Raw genomic sequence first — 24,517 nt, 5'->3', positions numbered from 1 at the left:
GACCGGTACCCCCGACCGGCTCCGTCGGCGTGTTCCGTGCGCCTACGACTCGGGCACTTCGACGATCACCAGCGTGCCCCAACTGCCGGGCCGCACCGCGTGCCGCGCGCCGGCCGGGACGCAGTACATCCCGCCGGGTCCGACGGTCACGTCGACGTCGTCCACCACCAGTTCCAACTTGCCGACGAGCACGAACAGCATCTCCGCCGTGCCGTGGGACTCGGCTTCCAGCGGCTTGTCGTCCATCCGCAGGACCTTGACGCTGGCCGTCCCCACCCGCCCCAGCACCCGGGAACTCCAGGCGTCCGGCAGTGCGGAAGCCGCTTCGAAGACATTGATCGGGCTCATGGCCTACCTCTCAGGGGCACTGCTCGACGGCAGGCGCCCGCGGCACTTTCGGTGGATGTCAGGGAAGCTACCCGAGTCCCGCGGGGCCTTGGTCGACCGTTCGGCAAAACCTCCCCGCACGGGGGCACGGGCGCTTGGGCCGGAGCGGATCGGCCTCATCAACGACTGCCCGCACGCCCGGGCCGGCCGCCCGGTACGGTTCCCGCATGGACGTTTCCGCAATGAGTTCGAACGATGACGGCGTGACGCTGCCGACGCGGGTCAAGGAGGCCGCGCGGCGCCAGTTGGTGCAGGTGGGGGCGGCGGGACTGACGCTGGATGCGGTGGCGCACGACGGGGGCCTGTCCGTGGCCGAGGTGACGGGCGCCTTCCCGGACCGGGACGCCCTGCTGACCGCGCTGGTCATCGACGCGTACGACTCGTCCGCCGCCGAGATGGAGCGGGCGGACGAGGCCGCGAAGGAAGCGGGCGAGGGCGCGGGGGCGCGGCTCCTGGCGGCCACGCGCGCGCTGCGCGCCTGGTCCTTCGCCAACCCCGGTGACTTCACCTTGATTTACGGCTCGCCGGTGCCCGGGTACCACGCGCCCCAGGACACGGTGGGGCCCGCTTCGCGCACCCCCGCGGTGCTCGCCGCAATCGTGCTGTCCGCGCTGGAGGCCGGGGAGCTGACCCCGCCGCGCCGCTCCCTGCCGGGCCCGCCGCTGCTGCTGCCCGCGGCGGAGGCGCTCTTCGGCGGCGCCCCGCCGGCCCCGTACTCGGACCTCCTCGAACGCGGCATCGCGCTCTGGAGCAGCCTGGTCGGGCTGCTGGTGTTCCAGGTCTTCAGCCGCACCCACGACAGCGTCAGCGACGAGGTCGGATACTTCGACCGTGCCATCGCCGTGGCCGCCGAAGGCATCGGCCTCGAAGTGCCGTTGGCAGCGCCGCTGGGCGAGTAGACCGACTGAATCATCCGCCGCACCCGCGGCACCTGCAGGAAATCAGGCCGTGAACACCATCAGAACCCTCTGCTTCGTCATCGCAGCACTCTCTTCGTACGCCGCGCTCGGCTACCGGCTGACCCAGGTCCGGCGCAGTTGGCGGGAGAGTGCGTACCGCGCACTGATCACCACACTGGTGCTCCAGTGCCTCACCTTCACGATGGGCGCCGTCGCCATGGCCGGCGACAGCTTCCTGGGCGTCGGCAACCTCGCGATCCTCGGCATGCACCTGTCCGCCGTCGCCTTCTGCGTCAGTGCGCAGATCATCCTGTTGCGCTGGGCGGCGGCCGACGAGGACGCCCAACGGAAGTCCCGCTACTGGGTGATCACCGGGATCGCCCTGAACGCGCTGCTGACGGCGCTGTTCTTCCTCGCCGACGGCCCCGGGCGGCCTTCGTCGGACTTCGACACCGGCAGCGGCCAACCGCTGGTCCTCGTCTACCTGTTGGCCTTCATCGTCTCCCAGGCGGTGCCGTGCGTGACGATCTTCCGCCAGTGCGGTCCGTACGCGCGGATGACCGACAACGCCTCGCTGCGGCAGGCCCTGCGGCTGCTCTCGGTCGCCGCCGTGGTCCTGTTCCTCTACTGCACGGCGCGGACGGTCAACATCCTCACGGCCGCGGCCGGGGTCGACATCGGCGCCTGGGCGCTCGCTTCGAACGTCTTCAGCGCGACGGGCATCGCCGTCCTGTCGCTCAGCCTGACGAACTCCTCGTGGGGGCCGTCGGCCGGTCGGCTGCTGGAGTGGGTGCGCACCTACCGTTCGTACCGGGCCCTGTATCCGCTCTGGCGCGATCTGTACGAGTCCTCTCCGGACATCGCGCTCGAGCCGCCCGGGGCGTCGGTGTCGGCCTCGGTGTCGGACCTCGACTACCGGCTGCACCGGCGGGTGGTGGAGATACGGGACGGCTGGCGGGAGCTGCGGCCCTACATCGACCGCACGGCCCAGGACACCGGCGCTGCGGCCGAGGGCGGGAGCGAGGAGTCGCGGCAGGCGTTCACCGAGGCGGCGCAGCTCAGACGGGCGCTGCACGCCAAGCGGACCGGCACCATGCCGCACGACAACAAGGACGCCGGGGACTTCGACGACCGGGACCCGGACAACTTCTCCGCCGAGGTGGCCTGGCTCACCAAGGTGGCATCGGCCTACAGTAGGCTCGACGGGGCCAGTTGAGAGCTCCCGCCCGGTTTGCATCCCCCGTCAAACCGGGCGGGCCTCCCCCGTGTCTTCCCCGTTGTGCTGCACTTCGCCGGACGGATGGCTTCCGCCCGGACCGACCCGACCCATCCCCCGAGGGTCGGACCGGTCCGACGCCACCGATCAGACCAACCCGGCACCCCCGTGATCCAAGTTAGCTATCAGCTATCGGCGGGTTCCAACGTTGGCGGAATCCAGCGCAATTGTCAACTGACCGCTAATCTGTGACACTGGTATATAGCCAAGGGCTATACCGAGGAGGTGACGGGAGGACGACTCACCATGACCGCGACTGACGAACGGCCCCTGCTCGCCGTGCGCCTCGACGACCTGTTCAAGACGGTGCGCCCCAAGGGCAGGCACTGGACGAACGCCGAGGTGGCGGAGGAGCTCAAGCAGGCCAACCCCGATCTGAAGGTCGGGGGCGTGTACTTGTCGCAGTTGCGGACGGGGAAGCGGGCCAATCCCTCACCAGACCTCCTGGCAGCCCTGGCGCGCTTCTTCGGCGTCTCGGTGGCCTACTTCTTCGACGAGAAGGTCGCCGAGTCGGTGCTCGGCGAACTCGCCGCCGTCGAAGCGCTGCGGCAGTCCGGAGTCCGGGCGGTGGCGATGCGCGCGGCCGGGATGAAGAAGGAGAACCTCCAGGCCATCACCGCCATCATGGACCAGTACCGGCAGATGCAGGGCCTGCCGCCCGTCACCGACTCCGCCGCCCCGGAGTGAGCGCGTTGAGGGGCGTCAAGAAGGACCGGGCGTCCGATCAGGACCGGGCGCGCCGCAACCAGCTCAAGAAGCTCCGCAAGGCCGGTGCGCAGCGGATCGCCGCGCTCGACCTGCCGGAGGTCTGCGACGTGGCCGAGCTCTGCCGCCACCTCGGCGAGGCGCGCAGCCGGCCGATCACGCTCGTTCCGATGCCGATGCCCTCGACGCATCCGTGCGGGATGTGGGTCGCCGCCCGCGACGAGGACCTCATCTTCTACGACGCCAACACCACCAGCGCGCATCAGGAGCACATCATCTTGCACGAGCTGGGACACATCATCTGCTGCCATCGCGGGGCCGGCGGGCTGGACGAGGACGCCGCGCGCCTCCTCTTCCCCAACCTGGATCCGCAGATCGTGCGCGACATGCTTCTGCGCGCGACCTACGACAACGTCCAGGAGCAGGAGGCGGAGATCATCGCCTATCTGCTCGCCCAACGGATGGGCGGCGCCGAGCGGTTGCCGGACGCGCCCGAGGACACGGCGGTCAAGACGGGCCGTGACCCCGGGCACAGCGCCATGCTCAGCCGGATAGAACGCACCCTGATCTGAGGACGGGCGGTGTACGTGCGGATGCGTGGCGGCGGGGGTGACGGCTCATCGGTCGGTCGCCGCGGCCACCTCCTCGGCCAGCACCGCCACCGCCCGCCGCACGTCGTCCTCGCGGTGCTCGCTGGTGACGAAGAAGCGCAGCCGCGACAGTCCCTCCTCCACCGCGGGGTGGAAGATCGGGTCGGCGACGACGCCGCGTTCGTACAGCCGGTCCGCGACGCGCAGGGTCCTCGCCGAGTCCCCGAGGATGCACGGCACGATCGGGGTGTGGGCGCTGGAGCCGGTCGCCAGCCCCGCCGCGGCAGCCGAGCCGAGGAAGAGTTCGGAGTTGCGGTGCAGCGCGCGAAGGCGCTGCGGCTCGGCGAGGATCAGCTCGGTCGCGGCCAGTGCCGCAGCCGCGTTCGCCGGGGTCAGCCCGACGCTGTAGACGAAGCCGGGCAGCGTGTGCCGCAGCCAGCGCACCGTGCGGGCGGAGCCGCCGAGGTAGCCGCCGCAGCTCGCGAACGCCTTGGAGAGGGTGCCCATCCACAGGTCCACGTCGCCGCGGTCGACGCCGAAGAACTCGCCCACGCCCCGGCCGTGCTGCCCCACGGTGCCGATGCTGTGCGCCTCGTCGACCATCAGCAGTGCGCCGTAACGCTTCTTCAGCTCGATGACGGCCGGCAGGTCGACCAGGTCGCCGTCCATGCTGTACGCGCCCTCGACGGCGATCAGCACCCGGCGGAAGCGGGAGCGGTTGCGCCGCAGCACGTGCTCCAACTGGTCGACGTCGTTGTGGGCGAAGGGGCGCCGCGCGGCGCCGGACAGGGCGCAGCCCTGGAGGATGCTGTCGTGGGCGAGGGCGTCGTGGACCACGAGGTCACCGTCCCCGACCAGGTGCCCTATCGCGGTGACGTTGGTGGCATGCCCGCTGACCAGCGTCAGGCAGTCCCCGACGCCGAGGAAGTCGGTCAGCGCCCGCTCCAGGCGGACGGTGAGGTCGCGCTCGCCGGACAGCACCCGGCTGGCCGAGACCGAGCTGCCGTAGCGGTCGATCGCTTCGTGGACGGCTTCGTTGACCTTCGGATGGCCGGAGAGCCCCAGGTAGTTGTAGCTCCCGAAGGACAGGTAGGAGCGCCCGGCGATCACCGTGGTGTCGCGGACGTTTCCCTCGTGGACCCGGAAGTACGGGAAGTCGGCGCCGCTGTCGACGATGGCGCCGAGGCGCCGTTCGAACTGCGCCACCTCCGGGAAGTCGTCCGCGCTCGCGGTCTCCGCGCGCCAGTGGAGCGCCGGCTCCTGGAGCGCCGGATCCCGAGGTGCCGGCTCCTGCGGTTCGGCCGGGGCTGCAAGTTCCTCCGCCACCAGCGCCTGGCCCGGGGCGACGAGGCCGATCAGTCCGGCCACGGTGAGGCCGGGCGCGTACAGCTCCTCGCTCTGGAAGCCCGGGACGCGCTTGCCGATGTTGGTCTCCAGCTCCTGGAGCATCAGGGAGTCGAAGCCGAGGTCGGCCACCAGGCCCATCCCTTCGCCCAGGTCGGAGCGGGGGAAGACACCGGTGCGCGAGACCTCTTCGAAGACGATGGACGCCACCCGCGCCGGCGCCTTCGGGGGTGCGGGGGACGGCTGTTCGTGCCCGGTCGGCGTGGGCGCGTGCGCTGTCCCGTACTGCTCCCCCACCGGGACGTCCGGCCCCTCCACCTCACGCGCGGACTCGTCCACGACCCAGTGGTGGCGCGGGGCGAGCGGGCTCGGCGGCAGGGTGTACGGAGGGGTGCGCCGGGTGGGCGGGCGCTGTCCGGCTCCGGAGGTGGCACGTTCGGCGAGCTCGGTCAGCGCTTCGTGACGGGCCTCGCCGGACGGCGGGTCCGGCAGTGGTGGGGCGGCCTCGGGCGGCGCGGCGCCCGGGGGCACGGTGCCCACCGTCTGGCCGGAGCCGAGGTTCCCGTCCCGGCCGGCGGCGACGGCCGCGGCTGCCGCGGTCAGCTTGGCGATGGCGTCGTCCGCGTCCTGCGCCACCAGCGCGAGGCGTTCGGTGAAGGGGGTCCGGTTCGCCAGGGTGTCCGCCACCCGGTCGAGCGAAGGGTGGTCGGTGGCGATGGTGTGGGCCAGCTCCCGGGCGTACCGGGCGAGTCCGGCCCGGTCGCGGGCGCTGAGGACCAGCAGTTGGGGCCCTTCGACCGGAGCGGGGCGGATCGGGGTGGCGGGGCCCTGCTCCACCACCATGTGGACGCCGGTGCCGCCGAAGCCGAAGGCGCTCACGCCGGCGCGGCGCGGTTGGGCGTCCCCCGGCCAGGGCGTGGGTTTCGTCGCGACCCTCAGCCCCGCGGCGTCGAGCCCGGCGCCGTCGTCCGCGAGGTCGAAGTCGGGCTGCGGCGGTATGACGCCCCGCTGCACCGCGAGGACGGACTTGATGAGGCCGGCTATGCCGGCGGAGTTCAGCGAGTGTCCGACGACCGCCTTCACGGCGCCGAGGTAGGCGGGTGCGGCCCCTTCGCCGCGCAGTTCGCCGAGGACGCCGAGTTCGACGGGATCGCCGACCGTGGTCCCAGTGCCGTGGGCCTCCAGATAGCCCACGGTGTCCGGCGAGAGGTCCGCGTCGCGGTAGGCCCGGCGCAGTGCGCGCAGTTGGCCGGCCGCCTGCGGGTGCATGCCGCCCTGGACCGTCCCGTCGTTGGCGGTGCCGACCCCGCGGATCACCGCGTAGACGCGGTCGCCGGCGGCCACCGCGTCGCCCAGCGGACGCAGCACCAGGACGCCGGCGCCCTCGCCGAGGACGAAGCCGTCGGCCTGCGCGCCGAACGGCAGGCATCTGCCGCTGCGCGAGATGGCGCCGATGCGGCACAGGCCCACCAGCAGGTCGGGGGCGAGGACGAGTTGGGCGCCGCCGGCCAGCGCGATGCGGGTGCGGCCGGCGCGCAGCGCGTGCACGGCGTTGGCCACCGCCATCAGTCCGCCGGAGCACGCCGCGTCCAGTGCGTAGCTCTCGCCGTGCAGGTCGAAGACGGAACTGACGGTGTTCGGGCCCATGTTGAGCAGGAGGCCGGCGACCGAGGAGCCGTGCAGCCCGTCGACGCCGCGGACCGTCTCGCGCCAGTGCGGGTCCTTCGCGCGGGCCCCGAACTCTCCGCCGGTCAGCTGGCGCATGCGGATCTGCATGGTGCTCAGCTCGCGGTAGCCGCTCTCGGTGAGCGCGGTGATCACCGAGGTCTCCTCGCGGTCGAATCCTTCGACCTCCCAGCCCGCGTCCTGGACCGCCTCGCGCGCCAGGTCGATCAGCAGCCGGTGCTGGGGGTCCATGGCTCTGGCCCGGCGCGGCGGTATGCCGTAGTGGGCCGCGTCGAAGTGGCCCACGTCCGGCAGGAGCGCCATGGTGTCGGTGTACGTCGCCGAGGTGTCGCGGAAGTCGTCGCTGAGGAAGGACTCGGTGCGCCACCGCGACGGCGGGACGGCGGAGAACTGCGCCTGCGGGTCCGTCAGCAGCCGCCAGTACTCGTTGACGTTCCGCGCGCCGGGGAAGCGGCACGCCATGCCGACGACGGCGACGTCATCGTGGCGCCCTTGCCGGGCGTCGAGGCGGTTCGCGGCGCTCATCGGGCTGCTCCCACGCGCTCGCGCCACCAGCTCACGGTCGCCTTGACCTGCTCCTCGACGGGGGTGGCCCGGACGGCGAACCGTGCCTCGTACGCCCCGGAGTCGACGACGAAGGGCCGGTCGAACTGGTAGCGGACCTCCTTCAGTTCGCGCAGCAGCGGCGAGAAGAGGGCGGCCAGGCCGAGGACGGCCGACGGGAGTCCGCGCACGGCGACCGGTCCCGTGCCCGCTTCGGCAGCGAGTCGTTCGACCATGTCGCGGACGGACAGCGGGGGCTGCGTCGGGCAGTGCCAGGCCCGTCCCCAGGCGCTCTCCTCGCCGGCGACCTCGACCAGCGCTGCGGCGACGTCGGGCAGATAGGTCCAGCTGTGCGGGGCGCCGGGGTCACCGAGGGTGGAGACCGGCTTGCCGCGCAGCAGCGGAGGCATAACGCGATCGGCGAGATGGCCGCCGTCGGTCACCGTGGGGCCGAAGAAGTCCGAGGCCCGGACCTCGACCGCGTTGATCCGTCCCTGTTCGTGCAGGGACCTCGCGTGCTCCCACGCCTCGGCGCGCACGCGCCCCTTGGTGGTGGTCGCCGCGAGCGGCAACTCTTCGGTCATGGGTCCGTCCACCGGGCCGTACCCGTAGAGGTTCCCCAGCATGACGAGGACGGCGCCGGTCTCTTCGGCGGCGGCGCACGCGGCGGCGGTCAGCGGTGCCCATTCACCGGCCCAGCGGTGCAGCGGCAGCCCGGCGCAGTGGTAGATCGCGGTGGCGCCCTGCGCGGCCCGGGTCAGGCTGCGGCTGTCGGCGGCGTCCGCTTTGACGTGCTCGATTCCTGGTTCTGGGCTTCGGCCCGATCTGGTGATGACCCGTACCGAATGACCCTTTTCGGCCAACAGTCGAGCGGTGGCGGCCCCTGCGGGCCCGAAACCAATGACGACTTGAGAACTCACTCCGGCACACTAACCCGCACCTGTGCTGATCAGACGTCGAGCGACCTTGACCAAGCGCGCCCTACCGTGCGGTCGGGAGGGCCGGCGCTGTAGCCGTTGGATTCGGCCAAATGATCGTCCGGCGCTACGAAGGTATGATCACCGGCACTGCTCGGGCGTAGCGCAGAGGCAGGCGCGCCGACCCTCAAGTCGAGTCACGTCGGTTCGAATCCGACCGTCCGGGCAGCCCGGTCCCGTAGCGCAGAGGCAGGCGCACTCCCTTGGCGAGGGAGGCACGCCGGTTCGAATCCGGCCGGGCCCACGGGTACGACGACGGAGCAGGGCGGACATGACGCGGACCGGTCACGAGGGGCAGCCCGACACCGAGGAGATCGACGCCCGAGGGCCGGGCGACGAAGGGTTGGACGCCGACGAGCTGGCCGCCTTCCACCGGACGATCGGGAAGCTGCGGGCGCTCCCCCTGGACCATCCCGTACGCCTGCGGGCCGAGCACGTCGCGGAGTCCTTCGCCCGCGACGGGCGCGGCCGACGTCGCAAGGCCCGCCGGGACGGCCGGAGCGTCGCCGACGCCGCCGTGCTGGCCGCGACGGCGACGGGGGCCGTCGCCCGACGCGAGGACGCACCGCTGGCGCCCGTCGCGGAGGGCTCGACCGGTGTCCTGCACCGGCCCCGGCGCTGCTACGTGTGCAAGGCGTTCTATCGCCGGGCCGACGCTTTCTACCACGCGCTCTGTCCGACCTGTGCCGACGACAACACCGCGCGCCGCGGCCTGTCCACCGATCTCACGGGGCGTCGGGCGCTGCTCACCGGCGGGCGGGTGAAGATCGGCTTCCAGCTGGCGCTGATGATGCTCAGGGACGGCGCCGAGGTCCTCGTCACCTCCCGGTTCCCCCAGGACACCCTGCGCCGCTTCCGGGCCGCGCCCGGCAGTGGCGCATGGCTCGACCGGCTGACCGTCATCGCGGTCGACCTGCGCGACCCCCGTCAGGTCATCGGGGTCTGCGAACGCCTCCGCGAGAGCGGCGAACCGCTGGACATCCTGGTGAACAACGCGGCGCAGACGGTGCGGCGCCCGCCCGAGTCGTACGCCCGGCTCGCCGCTGGCGAAGGCGCGGAGCTCCCGGCGTCCGCGTGGGCGGCGCCCGGCTACGCCCCGATGCGGGCGTTGGAGGCGGGCGCCGCCCGGGGCGCGCTCGCCCTGGTGCTCGCGGAGGCCGACGAGGCGGGGCTGCTGCCCGACCGCGCACCTGCCAATTCCTGGTCGGCCCGGATCGGCGAACTGGATCCGGCCGAACTCCTGGAGACCCAACTCGTCAACGCCCTCGCGCCGGCCCTGCTCGTGGACCGGCTGTTGCCGCTGCTGCTGGCTTCGCCGCACACCGACCGGTACGTCGTGAACGTCACGGCGGTGGAGGGGCGGTTCGCGGTGCGGCACAAGACGGCCGGCCATCCGCACACCAACATGGCGAAGGCCGCCCTCAACATGCTCACCCGCACCAGCGGACCCGGGCTCGCGGCCCACGGGGTGCACATGTGCAGCGTGGACACCGGTTGGATCACCGACGAGAACCCGCTGCCGAAGAAGGACCGGCTGGCCGCCGAGGGCTTCCGCACGCCGCTGGACGTCGTGGACGGCGCCGCGCGCGTGTACGACCCGATCGTGCGCGGCGAGGCGGGCGCTCCGGTGTCCGGGGTCTTCCTCAAGGACTACCGGGAAGCGGCGTGGTGACCGTCCCTCAGGGCTTCGTCCGCCCGGCCATCGCGGCGAACACCTCTATCCAGAACCGCTGGTGCCGCTCCGACGCACCGACGAGATAGGTCGACCGCAGCTTCGGCGGCAGCAGCGCCACCAGTCGGGTGACCGTCTTGCGGTGCTTCTTCAGCTGGGACAGCTCGGCGTTGGCGATGACCTGGTGCACCCTGTCGCTGTCGTCGCCGCCTTCGGTGGAACGCTCGGCCGCGCGCCGCAGCCGCGCTTCCCAGGCGTCCACCTGGCGGGCGAGTTCCCGTAGGCCCGTCACGGGTCGGTCGTTCAACCGGTCGATGAGGCCGGTCAACTCCACCGGCGCGTACTCGCCGTCGCCCAGGTAGACCGTGCCCATTTCCAGCGGCAGTCCGCGCTGGTGGAGTTTGATCAGCCGCTCGATGGTGCGCTTGGTGATCCAGGCGCGGCCGTCCTCGTCGATGTCGTGCTTCCACCAGTCCAACACCGTCTCGGCCACCGGGCCGTAGGTGTCGATCAGCCATTCGTTCGCCGGGACGTCTTCGGGCCGGATCGTCAGGGACGCGGTGAACCTGGTGGCCTGGGCGATGTTGTTCCGGGTCACCAGGAGCTTGCGGCCCAGGTGGTACGGCGGGTTCTGCACCGCGATCTGTGCCCGCAGCCCTTCGATCGGCCGGCCGGCGAGCGACCACTCCTGGGTGATCTCCATGAGTTTGGCGAACGCCGCCTTGTCCTTGGGGCGGTTGTACTCGTCCCAGACGATCGCCTTCGGCTCGGGTCCGGTGAAGACGTCCGCGAGCAGGTTGTCCAGGCGGCCGTCGGGCGTCGGGATCGGTGCGCACAGGTCCTCGACGTTGGTGACCGGGAGCGAGTAGTACAGCGGTTCGCGTCCGCCGAGCCCTTCGCGGAGCGTCTGGCGCACCAGTTCGGTCTTGCCGCATCCCGGTGGGCCCTGGAGCAGCACCGTCCACCGGTTGCGCAGGGCGGCGCGCACCACGCGGCGCACCGGGTCGCTGATCCGCTCCGGGTTGGGCACGTCCAGGAGACGGGCGATCCGGTCCAGGATCTCCCTCGTGCGGTTCGGTCCGGGGCCGCCGTCGGGGCGGACGTCGGCGAGCCGCAGTCGCTCTCCGTTGACCAGTGGCAGGCCCCAGCTCAGCGGGAAGCCTTCCTCCGCTTGGGCGAGGACGTGGTCCAGGGTGCGCGGTGAGAGCAGTTCGCGCAGCCGCGGGCTGAGGGAGGCCCACAGGAAGAACACTCCGCTGAGGTCCCAGCGGCGGTAGGAGGCGGCCAGTTTGTGTCGCCAGGCGGTGTCGTCGGCGGTGATCCGGATGGTGACCATCCGGTCCAGGATCGCGAGGTCGCTGCGGCGGGCGGCCGTCTCGGCCAGGGACTCGTTGTCGGTGAGGAAGACCCCGATGCAGCCCAGCGCCCGCAGGTCGTGCCCGCCGAGCGTCCAGTTGCAGGCGATCTGCATCAGCTGCGACTGGATCGACTCGCCGGCCTGGAGGGAGTCGTCGATGAGCAGCACGAACGGTCTGCCGGGCGCGAGCTGGCTCATCACCAGCTGTCGCAGCGCCAGCCGGCCGGTCTCCGGGTCCCGCACGGGTGCGTGGGCCAGCAGGTCGTCGGGGGTGAGGTTGGCGGCGGGGACCAGGACCAGTTCCACGTCCGGATACGCCTCGGCGAGGTGGGAGACGAAGGTCGACGTCTTGCCGATGCCGTGCTCGCCGAAGACCTGGCCGGTCTGCCCCATGTCGATCATCGCGTCGATGAAGGACTCCAGCCGGGACACCCCCGTCCAGCCGTCGGGCCGCTGCGGATAGGTCGCGTTGGGTCGCCAGGGAGCCGTACGGGCGCCGGATCGGGCGGCTGCGAAGCCAGCGGAGGTGCCGGAGGGGCGGGAGAACCGTGGCGTGGACGTGCTCATGTCGTTCCTGTGGTGACGCGATGGCAGGCCATCGGGGGTGTGTGGGCTTCGGGCCAGTCGTCGCCGCCCTCGGTGATGAGCCAGATCCACTTGTCCGGCTCGGCGGGCGTGATGTGCGGTGCGTATCCGTCGGTGAGCACCACCACGGCGTCAGCGGCGACGCCGAACGGCAGGCCGTCGACGGCCGTTCGGCCCTCCACGTAGTCGGCGACCGCCTGGAAACTGGTGCCACCGCCGCCGTACACCCGCTCACCGGGGCGGAACGGCAGCACCTCGGCGTCGAAGGACAGCCAGTGCGCCTCGACCCCGTCGATGCCGCCGACGAGTTCGGTCAGCCAGCGGACCACCGCATCCGGCATCGACCCCGAGGTGTCGTACGCGATGACCAGCACCTTTTCCCGCACCGGGCCGCGCCGCGACAGCATGGGGTCGTGCCCCAGCGCGGCGAGCAGTGCGCCCCGCTTCTTCGGGTACACCAGCCGTTCGCCATCCCTGAGTTTGGACGCGACGACGTCCACCAGCCACCGCTGCCACCAGTCGACCCGGGCCGTGGGGCTGGTCCGTCCGCGCAGCAGTCCGGCGCCGAGCCGGCCCCAGGTCCGCGTCGCCCGCTCCGACGCGCCGGCGGTGCGGTCCACCAGTTCGTCGATCTCGGCCTCGGCCACGGCGTTGCCGCGGCGGGCCGCGAGGAGCGAGTTGAGCAGCACGGAGTGCACGGTGGAGTCGACGGTCTCCTGGTCGGTCGGGATCCCGGGGTGGGTGAGCCGGATGCAGCGGGCGACCGGCACGGGAGGGTGCGCCATGCGCTTCAGCTCGCCGTAGACCGACATGTCGGTGGCGATGAAGGCGGCGTAGTCCAGCGGCTCCAGACCGTGCGTCCGAAGGTCCGCGCAGTAGGCCGAGTGGATCTCGCGGGGGTCGATGCCGACGGGCGTGCCGTCCGACGTCACGGGCAGCCCGGGCACGTCGAGCCGGACCATGGCCACGTGGTTGATCGACACCTCGGCGGCGAGGGTGAAGACCGGGTCGGCCAGCAGCTCCCGCGCCACGAAGAGGTGGCGGTGGACCAGGTGTCGCGCCTCGTGGAACAACACGAACTTCACGCCGTCCAGCCCCAGGGAGACGAAGAACTCCGGGTCGTACAGCAGCAGGCAGGTGCCGTCGCCGCTGGCCACCACCGCCGCGGTGGCCACGGCCGTGGTCGCGATCTGGTGGTGGCACTTGGCGTACAGCCAGGAGGCCACCGCCGAGCCGGAGAGTCCGAAGTCCAGCAGGGCGGCTTCCTTCAGCCGTCGTGCCTCCTCGACGACCGCGGGGTCGGCGGGCCGCCAGCGCTCCAGCGCGCGCCGGTCGGCCAGGTCGACCACATGGTGCGGCCGTTCTGTGACCTCCCCGTACGTCATGCCCCGGCCCCCTTCATCCGTACCTGCTCCTTGTCATCAGCCCGCGGTGACCTCGGGCGAAGGCGTTTCTTCGCAGGGTTCGCCTATGATCGCGGCCAAGGCGGGGTCGTAGCGCAGAGGCAGTCGCGCCGGTCTCCAGAACCGGAACACGCTGGTTCGATTCCAGCCGCCCCGCCCCTTTTCCGCGTCCCTTCTCCGGTCCGTCAGGCGATCGCGCCGGCGGTCACGACGAGTTCGGGAACGGTTCCGGTGAACGTCGGCAGCAGCTGCGCCAGTACGGCCCACGCCTCCACGTTCGCCCCCAGACTCTCCCGCACCAGCGGCCTGAGCGCCGCTTCGGCGTCGAGCATCCGGCTGGGGAAGGCCCAGCGGCCGGTGGCGAGGAGGGACAGGGCGGCGAGGGCCGGCCGCTGCGTGCCGGCATAGGCCCCGGGGCCGGCGACGATGCCGGCGGTCCGCATCCGGTGGGCGTACCGGGGATGGCTGGCGAATCGTTCCCGCAGGGCCGCGGGACAGTCGGATCGCAGGGCCAGCGCCCATCGCGCGTACCCGGGCAGGGCTCGCTCCACGTCCGCGTCGATGACGTGCTGCCAGTCGTCGCGCGCGATCCAGCGGGCGATCCGGTGTCCCCCGCGCATGCCCGTGACCGCCCGGAGTTCGGGGACCAGCCGGTCCCGCGGGATCGGGTCGGGGCGCTGCGGGTACGCCGTGCTGAGCACGTCCGTCGTCCGCGGGACCGGCTCGCGCCGCCCCGGCCCGAAGGGCTCCCCGTCGATCACCGCGATCTGGAGCGCGCCTGGCAGCACGCCGGCCAGCAGCACCAGCTCGTTGATCAGCGGCTCGTCCTCCTCCAGCATCCACAGCGGCGCGGAGGCCGGCAGGGGCGCCGAGGAGATCTCCCGGACGGCGCTCCAGCGGTTGTTCGTCGGCACGGTCCCGTCCCCCTGCCGCTGCACGCCGATGCGTGCCCGCACCCGCTCGGCGTCGTCGGGCTCGGCCAGCGAGACCAGTACGTCGATCGCCCCGTTGAGCCTGCGGTCGTCGTGCACGGGTCCCCACCCTTCGTCGCCTAGGGGGCTTCTGACGGATCTTGCTGGGCTCGCGTGCCCTGGCGCGATGCCCGATGGTGCCGAGCCCGGGCCGATGGTGCCGAGCTCGAAGAAGCGTACGGGATCTTCCGCCGCCGCCCGGCACGCGCGCGGCCCGCCCCCGCGGGGTGCGGGGACGGGCCGGGCACACGGATCGGCGGGGCGTCAGACGCGGTCGGCCGCGATCAGCAGGTACTGGAAGGAGCCGTCCCGGTAGGAGTTGATGAAGGCGTCCTCGATCCCGGTGACCAGGGAGGAGGTGGCGCGCAGCTCCCAGTACGGCAGGGTCGCCGGCGTCAGGTCGATGATGGTCTGGGGGACGAGGCGGTTGTCCACCATGGCGCGCAGGTACTCGCGCCGGGAGTGGATGTTGCACTCGAAGTGCGCGTTGATCTGCGAGACCCATTTCGAGGGCTGGCCGTAGACCGGGTTCCAGCAGCCCGTGATGGTGACGTACCGGCCGCCGACGGCGAGGATGCGGGAGTGCTCGGCGAAGAGGTCGTGCAGGTCGACGTACATGCTCGACTCGTTGTTCCACGAGGCGGCGACCTGACCGGTGCCGAAGGGCGTGCCGAGCATGTTGCAGACCCGGGCCCGCACGGACTTGTCGATGCCCAGTTCGCCGGCGCGGCCGTTGGCGAAGTCGGCCTGCTTGACCGAGAGGGTGACGCCTTCGACGTCGCAGCCGAAGCGCTGGTGGGCCATCACCATGGTGCCGCCGCGACCGCAGCCCGCGTCCACCAGCACGTCGTCGCGCTGGATGGGGCCGAGGTGGTCGAGGAGCAGTTCGGCCTGGGCGGACTCCAGCCGGTGCAGCTCGGCGATGAGCTTCTGCTCGCGGTCGGGGGCGGTGGGGTCCCCGAGCGCCGTGTGGTCGACCTCGCCGATGCCGTAGTGGTGGTGGTACAGGCCGTCGACGTCACCCAGGCGCAGGTTGACGGGCCTGGCCTCGTGGTTCCAGTAGCGGGCGATGTCGCCCTGGTAGGGCGTCGCCGGGGAGGGGATGGTGACGGTGTCACGGACGGTCGTGACGTCGGGCAGGGTCACTGATGGGTCCTTCCTTACCAGAAGTCGGGCAGGCTGTAGCGGTAGGTGTTGTTCTGGTGCCAGTGGTGGTTGCCGTCGACCCAGGTGGCCACGCCGCGCAGGAAGCGGGCCACGGTCGGGACGGGGCAGGCGACGGCGAGGGCGGCGGCCTCCGCCTCGAAGGCGTGCATCAGGTCGTTGTGGACCTCGACCGCCTTCAGGTACGCGTCGCGTTCGGAGCGCTGCTCGCGCTCGCCGATCACCACCGTCAGGTTCAGGTGCCGGCCGGGGCTGCGGAGTTCCTTGGTGTAGGAGTACAGGTCGTTGACGATGGTGGTGGCGTTGGAGGCGAGGGCGATGACCCGTTGCATGGCCGGCTGTGCGTGCAGGTCCGCCGGGAGTTCGTAACCTCCGACGCTGTCGGTGATGGTGGGGCAGGGGCGGAAGTTGTTGAACTGGCGCATGGCCAGGTACTCCCACACCTCGGGGACGTGGTCCGTCTGGTCCCAGGCGGCCTCGGCGAGGTACCCCAGGTGCAGTCGGGCCATGTCGTGTCGGAATCGGTCCGCCTGGGAGGGCGTGGCCAGTTGGCCGAAGTGGTCCATCGCCGAGCGGTACGCGCGCCGGGGCGCGTCCGCGTGCAGCGACTGCGCCCAGGCCGGCTCGTACTCCGCCGTGGTGTGCAGCGGGTCGAGGGCGGTGTGCGCCAGCAGCAGGCGTCCGCCGAGGCCGACGGGCGAGCCGCCGTGGTCCTCGCAGTAGCAGTCGTCGACGGCGTTCTCGGCGACCATGAGGCGCGCGGCGGCCATCAGGTGGTCGACCGTGGGGGCGTCGGGATGGCAGGCGGCCATGTAGCGCCCCACGGCGAACCCCTCGAACTGCTCCTCCCACTCGGGGGGATACAGCTCGACCTCTTCGATCGCCCACTGCGCGATCCTGCGGTCGACCTCGGCGGCCCGGACGGGGTCGTACTCCACCGGGTGGTGGTACAGGCCCGGGACGGGGCTGCCGGGCGGCGGCGGCCCCGACCCGTCCGCCCGGGGCGACGGCTGCGGTTCCTCGCGCCGCCCCGGGTACAGGCCCGCCGTGCCCAGGCCGGTGGGTCCGCCCAGGATGCGCCTGAGGGATTCGGTGCTCATGGGCGCGCCGCTCAGCTGCTGCGGGCGATCTGGACGTTCTCCAGCACGCCGAGGGCGTCGGGCACGAGAACGGCGGCGGAGTAGTACGTGGTGACCAGGTAGGAGATGATCGCCTTCTCGTCGATGCCCATGAAGCGCACGGAGACGCCGGGCTCGTACTCGTCCGGCAGACCGGTCTGGTTGAGGCCGATGACGCCCTGGTTGTCCTCGCCGGTGCGCATCACCAGGATGGAGCTGGTGTTCTCCTTGGAGATGGGGATCTTGTTGCACGGCAGGATCGGTACGCCGCGCCAGGCGGGGACCTGCTGGCCGCCGACGTCGACGTGGTTCGGGTACAGCCCGCGGGCGTTGAACTCGCGGCCGATGGCGGCGATGGTCCGCGGGTGGGCGAAGAAGTACTTGGAGCCGCGGCGGCGGCACAGCAGCTCGTCGAGGTCGTCGGGGGTGGGCGGGCCCGAGTGGGTCTGGATCCGCTGGTTGAAGGCGGCGTTGTGGAGCAGGCCGAACTCGCGGTTGTTGACCAGCTCGTGTTCCTGCCGCTCGCGCAGGGCCTCGATGGTGAGCCTGAGCTGCTGCTCGGTCTGGTTCATCGGCTTGTTGTAGAGGTCGGCGACCCGGGTGTGGACCCGTAGCACGGTCTGCGCGAGGGAGAGTTCGTACTCGCGGGGGTTCAGCTCGTAGTCGACGAAGGCGCCGGGCAGTTCGGCCTCGCCGTGGTGGCCGGCGGACATCGCGATCTCCGCCTCGCCCAGCCGGTTCTGCCGCTGCTGCGGGAGAGTGCGGAAGTCCCGGAGGTGCGCCTGGAGGCCGGGGGAACGTTCCACCACAGCGGCGAAGTCGGCGCGGGAGAGGGTCAGCAGGGTGCCCGCGGTCCGGGCGACGGCGGTGTGGCCCCAGGTCGCGTCCTGGTCCAGCAGCGCGTCCTGGCCGAACCGGTCGCCGTCGGCGAGCACTCCGGTGACGCTCTCGTCGCCGTAGGCGCCGACGGAGATCTGTTCGACCCGGCCGTGCGCGATCAGGTGGATCTGCTCGGCGGGGGTGTCGCGCTCCACCAGGACTTCGCCGGCGTCGAAGTCGCGCTGGACGCACCGGCCGGCGAGCTCGGTCAGCACGTCCACGTCGTCGAAGCCGCGCAGCAGCGACAGCTCGCCCAGTTCGCGGGGGATGACCCGGACCTCGGAGCCGTCCTGGACGAACTCGATGCGACCGTCACCGACGGTGTAGGTCAGTCGGCGGTTGACCCGGTAGGCGCCGCCGGAGACCTCGACCCAGGGCAGCATCTTGAGCAGCCAGCGGGAGGTGATCTCCTGCATCTGCGGGACGGACTTGGTGGTGGTGGCGAGGTTGCGGGCAGCCGCGGTGCTGAGGCTGCTCTGCGGCTGCGGCTCCTGGAGCGGCTCCGGGCTGGTGTCCACGGTCATCGGGCAGGGCTCTCCTTCACGAGGGCAGCGTTCGACGCATGCACGTGTCAGTCAGTGACATGGGGAACAGCGGATTGCGGAACTGAGAAAGGTGAAGTGCTGAGGAACTGGGGAGCAAAGGGCACGAACAGGGCGAGCTCGGGGAACGAGAGGGTGTGCGTGAAAGGGGGGTGGTCGGAGAAAACGGCACCCGGGAGATCGTTCCGTCCCAGATCCACGAGAACCGTAGGGGCTGCCGAGCCCATTGCTCCATTGGGCGGCTTCTGCCTCCCTCGATGCAGTGAACTTCCCTCGTGTCGGGTTTGCCGTCGCCGCCGATACTGCTAGCCGTCGCGCGAACGCGTGAGCGACGGCGGAAGCCACCCCGGAGCGCCCGGTCACCGGGTCGCGCCGGAGCGTCACGACGCGCGGGCACAATCGATCAGGATCCGAGAAGCGCAGGTCACCGCGGTCCACCTAGCGTGAGCTCACGACCAGGCACGACGGGCCCGACGCCCGCACCATCCGATCTTGCCCTGATTTGGCAGATAAGCAGTGGATTGCCATACTTGGCCGCCGCTGGCGGAGCGTGCGGGGACCGTGCCGGTAGATCGGCCGGATCGAACCTGGCGACGCCGAGGGAGTCCGCCGAGGCGGCAACGCCCGACAGATGGAGACACGATGAGCAAGAGGACCGCCGCGCAGTCGCCCGCGCCGTACGCCGCCGACAGCCACGAGGTGATCCGCGTGCACGGGGCGCGCGAGAACAACCTCAAGGACGTCAGCGTCGAGATCCCCAAGCGCCGGCTGACGGTGTTCACCGGCGTCTCGGGCTCGGGCAAGAGCTCCCTGGTCTTCGACACCGTCGCCGCGGAGTCGCAGCGGCTGATCAACGAGACGTACAGCGCCTTCGTGCAGGGCTTCATGCCCACGCTGGCACGGCCCGAGGTCGACGTGCTCGAAGGGCTGACCACCGCGATCATCGTCGACCAGCAGCGCCTCGGCGCGGACCCGCGCTCCACGGTGGGCACCGTCACGGACGCCAACGCGATGCTGCGGATCCTCTTCAGCCGGCTCGGCGAACCGCACGTCGGTCCGCCGAGCGCGTACGCCTTCAACGTCGCATCGGTCCGGGCCAGCGGCGCCATCACGGTCGAGCGGGGCGCCGGCGCGAAGAAGGCGGTCAAGCAGACCTTCACCCGCACCGGCGGCATGTGCGTGCGCTGCGAGGGCCGGGGCGCGGTCTCCGACATCGACCTCAGCCAGCTCTACGACGACTCCAAGTCCATCGCCGAGGGCGCGTTCACCATCCCCGGCTGGAAGTCGGACAGCTTTTGGACCGTGCGGGTCTACGCCGAGTCGGGCTTCGTCGACCCGAACAAGCCGATCCGCGACTTCACCGCGCAGGAGATGCGGGACTTCCTCCACCGGGAGGCGACCAAAGTGAAGGTCGAGGGCGTGAACCTCACCTACGAGGGGCTGATCCCCAAGATCCAGAAGTCCTTCCTGGCCAAGGACAAGGAGGCGATGCAGCCGCACGTCCGGGCGTTCGTGGAGCGCGCGGTCACCTTCACCACCTGCCCCGACTGCGACGGCACCCGGCTGAACGAGGGCGCCAGGTCCTCGAAGATCAAGCGGATCAACATCGCCGACGCGTGTGCGATGCAGATCAGCGATCTGGCGCAGTGGGTCCGCGGGCTGCGCCAGCCGTCGGTGGCGCCGCTGCTCACCGCGTTGCAGCGGACCCTCGACTCGTTCGTGGAGATCGGCCTCGGCTACCTCTCGCTGGACCGGGCGTCGGGGACGTTGTCGGGCGGCGAGGCGCAGCGCGTGAAGATGATCCGCCACCTCGGCTCCTCGCTCACCGACGTCACGTACGTCTTCGACGAGCCGACCGCCGGGCTGCACCCGCACGACATCCAGCGGATGAACGACCTGCTGCTGCGGCTGCGCGACAAGGGCAACACGGTCCTGGTGGTCGAGCACAAACCCGAGGTCATCGCGATCGCCGACCACGTCGTGGACCTCGGGCCCGGCGCCGGCACCGAGGGCGGTGCCGTCTGCTTCGAGGGCACCGTCGAGGGGCTGCGGGCCAGCGGCACGGTCACCGGACGGCACTTCGACGACCGGTCGTCGGTCAAGGCGAGCGTACGCAAGCCGACGGGTGCGCTCCGGGTCCGCGGCGCCACGTTGCACAACCTCCGGGGCGTCGACGTGGACATACCGCTCGGGGTGCTCGCGGTCGTCACCGGTGTCGCCGGCTCGGGCAAGAGTTCCCTGGTGCACGGTTCGCTGCCGCTGCAGGCGGGGGCCGATGGCGTGGTGTCGGTCGACCAGAGCCCGATCCGCGGCTCGCGGCGGAGTAATCCGGCCACGTACACCGGGCTGCTCGACCCGATCCGCAAGGCGTTCGCCAAGGCCAACGGGGTGAAGCCGGCGCTGTTCAGCGCCAACTCCGAAGGGGCCTGTCCCGAGTGCAAGGGCGCCGGCGTGATCTACACGGACCTGGCGATGATGGCGGGCGTCGCCACCCCCTGCGAGGAGTGCGGGGGCCGGCGGTTCCAGGCGGCGGTGCTCGACCACCACCTCGGCGGGCGCGACATCAGCGAGGTGCTCGCGATGTCGGTGACCGAGGCGGCGGAGTTCTTCGGCGCCGGCGGTGCGAGCACTCCGGCCGCCCACCGCATCCTGGGCCGGCTCGTGGACGTAGGGCTCGGCTACGTCACCCTCGGCCAGCCGCTGACGACCCTGTCGGGCGGCGAGCGGCAGCGGTTGAAGCTCGCCACGCACATGGCGGAGAAGGGCGGGGTGTTCGTCCTGGACGAGCCGACGGCCGGGCTGCACCTGGCCGACGTCGAGCAGCTCCTCGGCCTGCTGGACCGGCTCGTCGACTCGGGCAAGTCCGTGATCGTCGTCGAACACCACCAGGCGGTGATGGCGCACGCGGACTGGATCGTCGACCTCGGTCCGGGCGCGGGCCACGACGGCGGCCGGATCGTCTTCGAGGGCACCCCGGCCGAACTCGTCGCCGCGCGTTCCACCCTCACCGGGGAGCACCTGGCGCAGTACGTCGGCGGGTGATCCCTCGGCCGGTCAGGCGCTGTGGGTGTAGGAGCGGATCGCCCGCCAGCGCCGCCGGTAGAAGAGCGTGAACAGCGTCTCCCCCGCGACGGCGTACACCGCGACGGCGAGCGCCGTCGCGACCGCCGCGGCCGTCCCGGCGCGGGCGGCGGAATCCACCGCGTAGTAGCCGCCGAGCGCCTGCCCGAGGACCCCCGTGCTGAGGATGAACAGGGCGGTCGCGATGTACGGGTAGCCCATGTGCGTGCCGCTGGAGACCAGTCGGGACTCCCACCCGACCAGGTCGGCGTCCCCGAGCAGGGTGTTGATGCGCCGTTCGAGGCGCGCCACGCCGCGACCCGCCCGCTGGGAGCGGTGGTACTCGCCGAGCCAGATCAGCAGGCTCGCCTTGGCGGCTGCGGGCACGAAGACCAGGCTCACCGGTATCAGGACGACCCGGGACACGGAGGAGGTGAGCAGGGCGGCGAGGACCACCGCCAGGGAGGTGAAGGCGAAGTTCATGATGGCGATGCGGTTGCTGATGGCTTGCAGGCTCTCCTGGCGCAGGGAGTTGTACTCGGCCAACAGCGCCGAGAGCTGGTCGTACTGCATCGGCGGCGGGGGCCTTTGAGCGGCCGGGTCCGGCGGCGGCTCAGCGCCGGTGGTCATGCGGACGGCCGGGACGACCCGGACAGCCGGGACAGCAACTCGTCGAGTTGGGCGTCGTCCTCCTGGTCCATGGCGTAGTGCACGGTGCGGAAACCCGCGCGCCGGGCCCGCAGGACGTTGGGGGGGCGGTCCTCGACGACGAGGGCGGTGGCGGCGTCGGTGTGCTCGGCGGCGAGCTCGAACAGGCCCCGGCCGGGGCTCCCCTTCTCCGCGCCGTACCGGAACGACAGGAACACGAGACCGGGTTCGACGTACCGGTCCAGGTCGAGCGCCTTGGACTGGATGGCGTACCAGAAGGAGGTGTTGTTGGAGACCACGCCCACCGCCCGGCCGCCCTCGGCCGCCCGGGCGAGGAACTCGGCGGCGCGGGGGTGCGGATGCAGCAGTTCGGCCTCCAGCGCCTCGACCGCACGGGCCGTGAGGGGGACGCCGGTCTCCCGGGCGAGGGCGTCCCAGTACGCGTCGGCGGTGGACTCCACCGTGCTGAAGCGGTGCCACAGGGCGCGTGCGGTGCGCGCGAGGGCGCCGGGGTCCAGACCGTGCCGGTCGGCCAGCCCCTTGCCCGGGGTGAGCAGAAGGGTCTCCCACGGGTCGGGGAAGAGGACGTTCCCGACGTCGAACAGAACGGTCGCGGGTCTGGACAACGGGACCTCCCAGCGCCCCGGCGGAGGCGACTGTCGTGCCTGGGCAACGCGTCCACCTGGTCGGTGGCGGCTTCGGACCCTACCGGGCCCGCGATGCGGCGCGGTAGGGGTGCCGCGCCGGCGTACGGGCGGAGCCGCGGGCGGTCAGGCCTCGGGGATGAGGGCGCGGGTGACGCGGGTGACCGCCTCGACGGGGTCGGGCCCGCCCGCGCCGCTCATCAGCAGGTGGTGCCAGGTGCCCACCAGGGCGAGCGCGATGGATTCCGTGTCGGTCCCCTCCCCCACGCGCCCCTGTTCCTGCTCCGCCCGCAGGTATCCGTCGATCGCCTGCTGGACCACGCCGAAGCCGGGGGCGCCGGACCGCCAGGCGTCGCGGACCGTGCGCGCCGCGGCGGGACGGGTCAGGGAGAACGCGACGACGGCGCTGTCCAGGGTCAGCACGGCACGGGCGAGCGCGTTGAGGTTGTCCGTCACCGTGCCCGTGCCGACGCGGGCGGGCAGGTCGTCGGCGTGTTCGGCCATCCGCGCGAAGCGGTCGAGGATGAGTTCGGCGACGAATGCGTCCAGCCCGGCGAAGTGGGTGTGCAGCACGCCCTTGGCGCAGCCCGCCTCCTCGGTGATCGCCCGGCTGGTGAGCGTTCCGTCCCTGGACATCACGCGCTCCGCCGCGCCGAAGAGCCGCTCACGCAGATCGGGGATCGCGATTCCACGCGGTGACATCAAGTCCCTCCCGAGGACAGGGGATTGCAAGTATGGGCGAGCGCCCATACCGTTTGGGCAGGCGCCCATTCTAGGGCGTCCAACCACTGCGTCGAAGGAGTCCGCCCCATGCACGAAGTCGTCAACACCGCCCAGTTAAAGGCGTGGAACGGTTACGAAGGTACCCACTGGGTCCATCACCAGGACCGCTGGAACGCGATCAACGCCAACTTCGACCTGCCGCTGCTCGACGCCGCCGCCATCCAGGACGGGGACCGGGTCCTCGACGTCGGCTGCGGCGGCGGAGCGACCACCAGGCTCGCCGCCGCCACGGCGGGCCGGGGCAGCGCCCTCGGCATCGACCTGTCCGCCCCCGTACTGGAGTTGGCCCGGGCCCGGACCGCCGGGGCCGGCATCACCAACGCTTCGTTCGTCCAGGGCGACGCCCAGGTGCACGCGCTGGACGCCGACACCTTCGACGTCGCGATCAGCCGCTTCGGCATCATGTTCTTCGCCGACCCCGTCGCCGCGTTCGCCAACATCGCTAGGGCCCTGCGCCCCGGGGGCCGCATCGCCCTGCTCGCCGCCGCCGAGCCCGCGGAGAACGAGTGGCTCACGGCGCTGCGGTCCCTGGACCCCCTCCTGCCGACCGGGGACTTCGGCACCCCCGGCAGCCCCGGCATGTTCTCCCTCGCCGACCGGGACACCGCGGTCTCGGCGCTGACGTCGGCGGGCTTCCTGCACGTGCAGGCCGAATGCATCCGGGCGTACGGGATCTGGGGCCGCAACGCCGCGGAGGCGGCGGCCTTCCTGCTCTGCTCCGGCCCGGGGCGCCATCTGCTGGCGGGCCTCGGCCCCGGGATCCAAGAGAGCGTCCGGGAGGTGCTCACCGAGCAGTTGCGTCCGTACGAGAACGCCGGCGCACTGCCCCTGCGCAGCACCGGCTGGCTGCTGACCGGCACCCGCGGCGAGCGCACGCCGTCCGACTGATCCACCCCTTCCGTCACGGGGTGCGGACGGGCCCGGGGCCCGGTGGACACGTCTTTACGGCGTGATCACCGGGCCCTCCGCCGTCATTTCTCCGCCACGGCGCGCCCCTGCTGCCGCACACCTTCCGCACCGTCAAAACCGTCGGCACCGGAAGCAGCAGGGCGCCCCACCCCTCCCACCAGGAGATTCTTGTATCAGGCAAGGAGATTCGGGAGTGCTGCCCCCGGACACCGGGGGCAGCTACGCCCCGGGGGCGGCACAGAAGGTATCCAGCCAAGGGGCACGTGATAACGGACGGGGTCTGGAATCGTCGTGTGCTCCGCGTGAGAATTTTTTGCGTTACGTGTGCAGACGCAAAACTCGGGGGGAGTCTTTCCGTGCGGATGCTAGGGCCTT

The 24,517-nt window shown here is 71.5% G+C and carries 18 protein-coding genes, 3 tRNA genes and 1 pseudogene; 10 read left to right on the top strand and 12 right to left on the bottom strand.

The window, feature by feature from the left end; all coding sequences use genetic code 11:
- Positions 1–42 precede the first annotated feature (42 nt).
- On the bottom strand, positions 43–348 hold the full coding sequence (locus tag ABZ842_RS29530) for a cupin domain-containing protein (RefSeq protein WP_361543309.1): 306 nt from the start codon (positions 346–348) through the stop codon (positions 43–45).
- 206 nt (positions 349–554) lie between these two features.
- On the opposite strand from ABZ842_RS29530, the gene ABZ842_RS29525 reads away from it, so the two are divergent.
- The 4 genes from ABZ842_RS29525 (at position 555) to ABZ842_RS29510 (ending at position 3,839) form a co-directional block, all read left to right on the top strand.
- On the top strand, positions 555–1,286 hold the full coding sequence (locus tag ABZ842_RS29525) for a TetR-like C-terminal domain-containing protein (RefSeq protein ID WP_361543306.1): 732 nt from the start codon (positions 555–557) through the stop codon (positions 1,284–1,286).
- 49 nt (positions 1,287–1,335) lie between these two features.
- Positions 1,336–2,502, top strand: a complete 1,167-nt coding sequence (locus ABZ842_RS29520) for an MAB_1171c family putative transporter (protein WP_361543303.1) — start codon at positions 1,336–1,338, stop codon at positions 2,500–2,502.
- A gap of 306 nt (positions 2,503–2,808) precedes the next feature.
- A complete protein-coding gene (locus tag ABZ842_RS29515; RefSeq protein ID WP_361543300.1) occupies positions 2,809–3,249 on the top strand; it encodes a helix-turn-helix domain-containing protein in 441 nt (146 codons plus the stop codon).
- 5 nt (positions 3,250–3,254) lie between these two features.
- Complete coding sequence (locus ABZ842_RS29510; RefSeq protein WP_361543437.1) at positions 3,255–3,839, top strand: toxin; 585 nt, start codon at positions 3,255–3,257, stop codon at positions 3,837–3,839.
- Between the two features lie 45 nt (positions 3,840–3,884).
- Here the strand turns inward: ABZ842_RS29510 and ABZ842_RS29505 are convergent, their stop codons facing one another.
- Together ABZ842_RS29505 and ABZ842_RS29500 are read right to left on the bottom strand one after the other, a co-directional pair.
- A complete protein-coding gene (locus tag ABZ842_RS29505) occupies positions 3,885–7,412 on the bottom strand; it encodes an aminotransferase class I/II-fold pyridoxal phosphate-dependent enzyme (protein ID WP_361543297.1) in 3,528 nt (1,175 codons plus the stop codon).
- Positions 7,409–8,350: an NAD-dependent epimerase/dehydratase family protein gene (locus ABZ842_RS29500; RefSeq protein ID WP_361543294.1), complete on the bottom strand. Its 942-nt coding sequence runs from the start codon at positions 8,348–8,350 to the stop codon at positions 7,409–7,411. Before ABZ842_RS29500 ends, ABZ842_RS29505 begins: the two co-directional genes overlap by 4 nt.
- 151 nt (positions 8,351–8,501) lie before the next feature.
- On the opposite strand from ABZ842_RS29500, the gene ABZ842_RS29495 reads away from it, so the two are divergent.
- From ABZ842_RS29495 to ABZ842_RS29485, 3 genes are all read left to right on the top strand, one after another.
- Positions 8,502–8,573 (top strand) — tRNA-OTHER (locus ABZ842_RS29495).
- Positions 8,574–8,579: 6 nt separating this feature from the next.
- Positions 8,580–8,651 (top strand) — tRNA-Ala (locus tag ABZ842_RS29490).
- A gap of 27 nt (positions 8,652–8,678) precedes the next feature.
- Positions 8,679–10,079: an SDR family NAD(P)-dependent oxidoreductase gene (locus ABZ842_RS29485; protein WP_361543291.1), complete on the top strand. Its 1,401-nt coding sequence runs from the start codon at positions 8,679–8,681 to the stop codon at positions 10,077–10,079.
- Between the two features lie 7 nt (positions 10,080–10,086).
- On the opposite strand, the gene ABZ842_RS29480 is transcribed toward ABZ842_RS29485, so the two are convergent.
- Positions 10,087–11,838 carry an AAA family ATPase gene (locus ABZ842_RS29480; protein ID WP_361543434.1) on the bottom strand — a complete coding sequence of 584 codons (1,752 nt, stop codon included), beginning with the start codon at positions 11,836–11,838 and terminating at the stop codon, positions 10,087–10,089.
- Between the two features lie 161 nt (positions 11,839–11,999).
- Positions 12,000–13,406 (bottom strand): hypothetical protein, encoded by a 1,407-nt coding sequence (locus tag ABZ842_RS29475; protein ID WP_361543288.1) that lies wholly within the window; start codon positions 13,404–13,406, stop codon positions 12,000–12,002.
- A 100-nt stretch (positions 13,407–13,506) separates the two neighbouring features.
- Here ABZ842_RS29475 and ABZ842_RS29470 point away from each other — a divergent pair.
- A tRNA-Trp gene (locus tag ABZ842_RS29470) sits at positions 13,507–13,582 on the top strand.
- 27 nt (positions 13,583–13,609) lie between these two features.
- Here ABZ842_RS29470 and ABZ842_RS29465 read toward each other — a convergent pair.
- The 4 genes and pseudogenes from ABZ842_RS29465 to ABZ842_RS29450 form a co-directional block, all read right to left on the bottom strand.
- Positions 13,610–14,455, bottom strand: coding sequence for a hypothetical protein (locus tag ABZ842_RS29465; RefSeq protein ID WP_361543285.1), 846 nt, complete (start codon positions 14,453–14,455; stop codon positions 13,610–13,612).
- 204 nt (positions 14,456–14,659) lie between these two features.
- Positions 14,660–15,541, bottom strand: coding sequence for a geranyl diphosphate 2-C-methyltransferase (locus ABZ842_RS29460; protein WP_361543282.1), 882 nt, complete (start codon positions 15,539–15,541; stop codon positions 14,660–14,662).
- Between the two features lie 14 nt (positions 15,542–15,555).
- Positions 15,556–16,635: pseudogene (locus ABZ842_RS29455) on the bottom strand (family 2 encapsulin nanocompartment cargo protein terpene cyclase); the annotation flags it as partial.
- Positions 16,636–16,670: 35 nt separating this feature from the next.
- The gene (locus ABZ842_RS29450) at positions 16,671–18,080 is read right to left on the bottom strand and encodes a family 2B encapsulin nanocompartment shell protein (protein WP_361543279.1); all 1,410 of its coding nucleotides are present in this window, start codon (positions 18,078–18,080) and stop codon (positions 16,671–16,673) included.
- Between the two features lie 660 nt (positions 18,081–18,740).
- Between ABZ842_RS29450 and ABZ842_RS29445 the strand changes: the two genes are divergently transcribed.
- Complete coding sequence (locus tag ABZ842_RS29445) at positions 18,741–21,140, top strand: excinuclease ABC subunit UvrA (RefSeq protein WP_361543276.1); 2,400 nt, start codon at positions 18,741–18,743, stop codon at positions 21,138–21,140.
- Between the two features lie 12 nt (positions 21,141–21,152).
- Here the strand turns inward: ABZ842_RS29445 and ABZ842_RS29440 are convergent, their stop codons facing one another.
- The 3 genes from ABZ842_RS29440 to ABZ842_RS29430 form a co-directional block, all read right to left on the bottom strand.
- On the bottom strand, positions 21,153–21,788 hold the full coding sequence (locus ABZ842_RS29440; protein ID WP_361543273.1) for a hypothetical protein: 636 nt from the start codon (positions 21,786–21,788) through the stop codon (positions 21,153–21,155).
- The gene (locus tag ABZ842_RS29435; protein ID WP_361543270.1) at positions 21,785–22,432 is read right to left on the bottom strand and encodes a hypothetical protein; all 648 of its coding nucleotides are present in this window, start codon (positions 22,430–22,432) and stop codon (positions 21,785–21,787) included. The genes ABZ842_RS29440 and ABZ842_RS29435 overlap by 4 nt, the downstream gene beginning before the upstream one ends.
- Before the next feature lie 144 nt (positions 22,433–22,576).
- Positions 22,577–23,152, bottom strand: a complete 576-nt coding sequence (locus ABZ842_RS29430; RefSeq protein ID WP_361543267.1) for a TetR/AcrR family transcriptional regulator — start codon at positions 23,150–23,152, stop codon at positions 22,577–22,579.
- A gap of 108 nt (positions 23,153–23,260) precedes the next feature.
- On the opposite strand from ABZ842_RS29430, the gene ABZ842_RS29425 reads away from it, so the two are divergent.
- A complete protein-coding gene (locus ABZ842_RS29425) occupies positions 23,261–24,121 on the top strand; it encodes a class I SAM-dependent methyltransferase (RefSeq protein ID WP_361543264.1) in 861 nt (286 codons plus the stop codon).
- Positions 24,122–24,517: the final 396 nt, after the last annotated feature.

Source organism: Streptomyces sp. NPDC047315, assembly GCF_040643215.1.
Lineage (GTDB): Bacteria > Actinomycetota > Actinomycetes > Streptomycetales > Streptomycetaceae > Streptomyces.
This window is presented reverse-complemented; position numbering and strand designations above follow the sequence as displayed.